Origin of the sequence: Kitasatospora sp. NPDC059571, assembly GCF_042735675.1 — a bacterium.
GTDB lineage: Bacteria > Actinomycetota > Actinomycetes > Streptomycetales > Streptomycetaceae > Kitasatospora.
On sequence record NZ_JBHWBW010000618.1, the window covers coordinates 1 to 3,933 of the forward strand.

Genomic DNA, 3,933 nt, shown 5'->3' on the forward strand with positions numbered 1-3,933 from the left:
GGTCCGCCCCGGCCGCCCCCTTCGGCGTTCCGGCCCCGTCAGAGCTCGGTCTTGTCCCGGTTCGGCAGGCCGGTCTGGCCGGCGATGGCGTTCCAGAGCGAGGACGCCTTCTCCTTCGCCGTGGTCGCCGTACCGCTCGCCTCGGTGGCCGACTTCAGGTGCGGGTTGTTCTTGACCGAGTTCGGGTCGCAGCCGGCCGCTGCGTCGCCGGCCCAGGCCGCGTACTCGGTGTCCGCGGTGGCCGAGGCCTGCCAGGCCCTCTGCAGCTGCCCGGCCAGGTCGGCGCCGCCGGTGAGCTTGTCGACCTTCAGCGCCGCCAGCTGGGTCACCAGTGCCTGCCGCTTGGCGGCGGCGTCGGTCAGCGCGGCCTGCGACTCCGGGAGCTTGTCGCACTTGCCGACCGAGGCGACCGCGCCGACCACCGCCTGGCGGCTGGCGCTGGCCGTGCCGAGCAGGTCGGAGAGCGCCTTCGCCTGCGCCTGCGCGGCCGGGTCGGACCCGCCGGCGGACGGTGCGGCGCCGGTGCGGGCCGCCGCCGAGGCGGCCGGCTTGCCCGCGGACGGGGTGTCGTCGCCGCCGCTCATCAGCACCGCGACCAGGATGCCCGCCGCGGCGAGACCGGCGACCACGCCGCCGATGAGCACCGGGTTGGACGGCCGGCCCGAGCCGCGCCCGCCGCCCTGGCGGCCCTGGTCGGCGCCGGGGAAGGCCGGGCCGGCCGGCGGGGCCGGGTAGCCCTGCGCGCCGTACGGCTGCTGACCGCCGAAGGACTGCTGTCCGCCGAACGACTGCTGCTCGCCGAACGACTGCGGGGCCTGCCCCGGCTGGCCCGGGAAGCCCTGGCCGCCGAAGGTCAGCTGACCGCCGAAGGACTGCTGGCCGCCGAAGGCCTGCTGACCGCCGAACGACTGCGCGGCGCCGTGGCCCGGCTGACCCGGGATCGGCTGACCCGGCATCGGCTGCGGGGCGACCGACGGGTCGGCGGCCGGGTACGGCGGCAGGTACTGCGTCTCGGGTGCCGGAGCCGCCTCCGGCTGAGCGCCCTGCGGCGCGGGCGGGGCACCCCAGTACTCCGGGCCGCCCTGGCCCTGACCCGGCACCGGGCCCGGCGGCACCGGCGGCGCGGCAGGCTGCGGCGCCTGGGCGGCCTCCTGGCCCGGCTCCGGCCGGAACAGATCGTCCAGGTTGAAGTCACTGCTGGAATGGGAGTGGGAGAACGAGCGGCGCTGGCTCAACGCGATTCCTCACCTGTGCCGCGCGCTCGCTGACGGCGGACCACAACTGCTCGACGACCTCGATAACGCTGCATAGCACGCCCACGCTACCCGGTCACCGGTACGGGTGACTACGCAGGGAGGACCTTCCTCACCTGCTCCTCACGAAGCGGGGGCCGCGCTCAGGCCGCCTCCCCCGCCAGCCGGGCCTGGAACTCCCGCACCACCCGGTGCTCCCGGTACGGCTCCAGCCGGCTGCGGAAGTCGTCCAGGTACTCGACGCCGCGGTTGGAGCGCAGCCCGCTGAGCAGCCGGGCGGCCTGGGTGCCCGTCTCGCAGGCCCGCTCCACCTCGCGCTGCTGGAGCTGGGCGGTGGCCAGCAGCACGAGGTCGACCGCCCGCCGGCGCACACGGCTCACGGGGTGGAGTTCCAGCGCGGTACGGGCGTACGCCTCGGCCTTCGCGCCTTGTTCGAGGTCCCGGTGGCAGTGGGCGAGCTCGTCGGCGAGGTACGCCTCGTCGAAGTGCACGATCCAGTCCGGGTCGTCCTCCGGGTTGCGGTGCGTCATCGCCTCCTGGGCCTTGGCGGCGACCGCCTCGCAGGAGCGGGTGTCGCCCAGCAGGGCGTGGCCGCGGGCCTCGGCGGCGTAGAACATCGCCATCGCGGTCGGGGTGGCGACCGTGCGGGCACCCTCCTGGGCCGCCCTGGCCAGCTGGGCGATCTCGCGCGGGTTGCCGAGGGTGGCCGCGAGGTGGCTCATCGAAGCGGCGAGCACGTAGCCGCCGTAGCCGCGGTCGTCGGCCGCCTGGGCGAGCCGCAGCGCCTGGATGTAGTAGCGCTGGGCGAGGCCGGGCTGCCCGGTGTCCACCGCCATGTAGCCGGCGAGCTCGGTCAGCCGGGCCACGGCGGCGAAGAGCTGACGGCCCGTCTCGTCGCGGTACCCGCCGGAGAGCAGGCCCGAGACCACGCTGTTGAGGTAGTGGACGACGACCGGGCGCACGTGCCCGCTGCCGAACCGGTGGTCGAGTTCGACGAGCATCTGGGTGGTGGCCCGGACGGCGGCGACGTCGGTCGGTCCGACCCGGACCTGGCCGGTCCTGGCCACCACCGGGTCGGGCGGGGTGATCAGCCAGTCCCGGCTGGGCTCGACCAGGGCGGAGGCGGCGACCGAGGCGCCGGCCAGGAAGTCCCGGCGGCCCACGTCGCTGCGCCACAGCTCGCAGACCTGCTCCAGCGCGGCGGGCAGGTTGGGCGCGAACTGCAGGCCGACGGAGGAGCTGAGGCCCTTGCCGTCGGCCATCCCGATCTCGTCCACCGACACGCCGCGGCCGAGCTTGCGGCCGAGCGCCTCGGCGATCACCGCGGGCGCCGGGCCGCGCGGCTGCTGCCCGCGCAGCCAGCGGGCGACCGAGGTCTTGTCGTAGCGCAGATCCAGGCCGTGCTCGGCGCCGCAGAGGTTGACCCGGCGTGCGAGGCCCGCGTTCGAGCAGCCCGCCTCCTGGATCAGCTGCTGCAAGCGCTCGTTGGGCTCTCGTGCGACGAGTTGTCTGGCGGCCATGGACTTCGCCTCCCCAACGCCCCCGGCCCTGACCGGGGACGACGATTCTGCTGCTCGGTGCGTACGCCGGCGGTCGGGGGCGCGACCGGCCCCCGGCCGGGGACCCGGCGACACCAGCGGAATACCCAGCGTGACGGATCCGCTCCCCGCGCGCCCGGGCAAATGCCCCCGTGCGCCCCCACTGCGCCCGTTACCGCCCCTCGTTCGGGTCGCCCGGCCGCAGCCCCGCTCACCTCCGAGGGTGACATCCGGAGCACGCCGCTGACCACCCCCCGCCCGGCCGTAACCCCGCCCCCGGGCGGAAGTTGAGCAGCGCGTGGACAACACCCCAGGAGCCCGCGACCAGGGCCTGCCCCCGCTTCTCATCGAGGCCGTCAGCTACGCGGAGGACCGCCACTGGGAGGTCGTCCCCGGCACCCGGCTGATCGACGGCGACGGCCCCGGCCGCTGCTCCTGTGCGGACCCGCGCTGCGCCCTGCCCGGCGCGCACCCGGCGGAGGAGGACTGGCGCCGCCGGGCGAGCGCCGGCCCCGGCGTGGTGCGCCGCTGGTGGACCGAGCAGCCGGAGGCCTCGATCCTGCTGCCCACCGGCCGGTCCTTCGACGTGCTGGACGTCCCCGAGGTGGCGGGCTGCCTGGCCCTCGCCCGGATGGAGCGGATGGGCCTGCGGCTGGGCCCGGTGGTGGCGGTGCCGGCGGCGGCCGGCCCGGCCGGCCGGCGGCTGCACTTCCTGGTGCTGCCGGGAGTGGCCGCCAAGCTGCCGGAGATCCTCCGCAAGCTCGGCTGGGCGCCCGGCCGGCTGGACCTGGTGGCCCGGGGCGAGGGCGACTTCATCGTGGCGCCGCCGTCCCGGGTCGGCGCCTACGGCTTCGCGCAGTGGGCGCGGCCGCCGTCCGCGATCAACCGCTGGCTGCCGGACGCGGCGGAGCTGATCAACCCGCTGGCGTACGCCTGCGGGCGGGAGGCCCAGCCGGCCCGCGCGCAGCAGCCCCAGCCGGTCGCGGCGGGCCGCCGCTGACCGCACCCTGACGGGCCTTCACCCGTCCGCCGCCGGCCGCCCCGGCCCGATCGGGCGAGGGCGGGCAGTGCGCCGACCGGCGCACGTGTGCGACGGGCCCCGCCACCCACCGGAGGCCGGGCCCGTCGGACCCCAGTCCGGA

3 protein-coding genes are annotated in these 3,933 nt (G+C 76.5%); 1 reads left to right on the forward strand and 2 read right to left on the reverse strand.

The features are described from left to right. Positions 1-38 precede the first annotated feature (38 nt). Together ACFV0G_RS36655 and ACFV0G_RS36660 are read right to left on the reverse strand one after the other, a co-directional pair. Entirely contained in the window at positions 39-1,235 is a 1,197-nt protein-coding gene (locus ACFV0G_RS36655; RefSeq protein WP_380557276.1) for a hypothetical protein, read from the reverse strand. A gap of 161 nt (positions 1,236-1,396) precedes the next feature. After that, positions 1,397-2,773, reverse strand: coding sequence for a transcriptional regulator (locus ACFV0G_RS36660; protein ID WP_380557279.1), 1,377 nt, complete (start codon positions 2,771-2,773; stop codon positions 1,397-1,399). A 316-nt stretch (positions 2,774-3,089) separates the two neighbouring features. Between ACFV0G_RS36660 and ACFV0G_RS36665 the strand changes: the two genes are divergently transcribed. Continuing rightward, a complete protein-coding gene (locus ACFV0G_RS36665) occupies positions 3,090-3,791 on the forward strand; it encodes a bifunctional DNA primase/polymerase (protein WP_380557282.1) in 702 nt (233 codons plus the stop codon). The last annotated feature ends 142 nt before the right edge of the window (positions 3,792-3,933 follow it).

Bases quoted from the DNA above. Each gene is read 5' to 3' on its own strand.
- ACFV0G_RS36660 (WP_380557279.1), bottom strand. From the start codon at position 2,773: ATGGCCGCCAGACAACTCGTCGCACGAGAGCCCAACGAGCGCTTGCAG.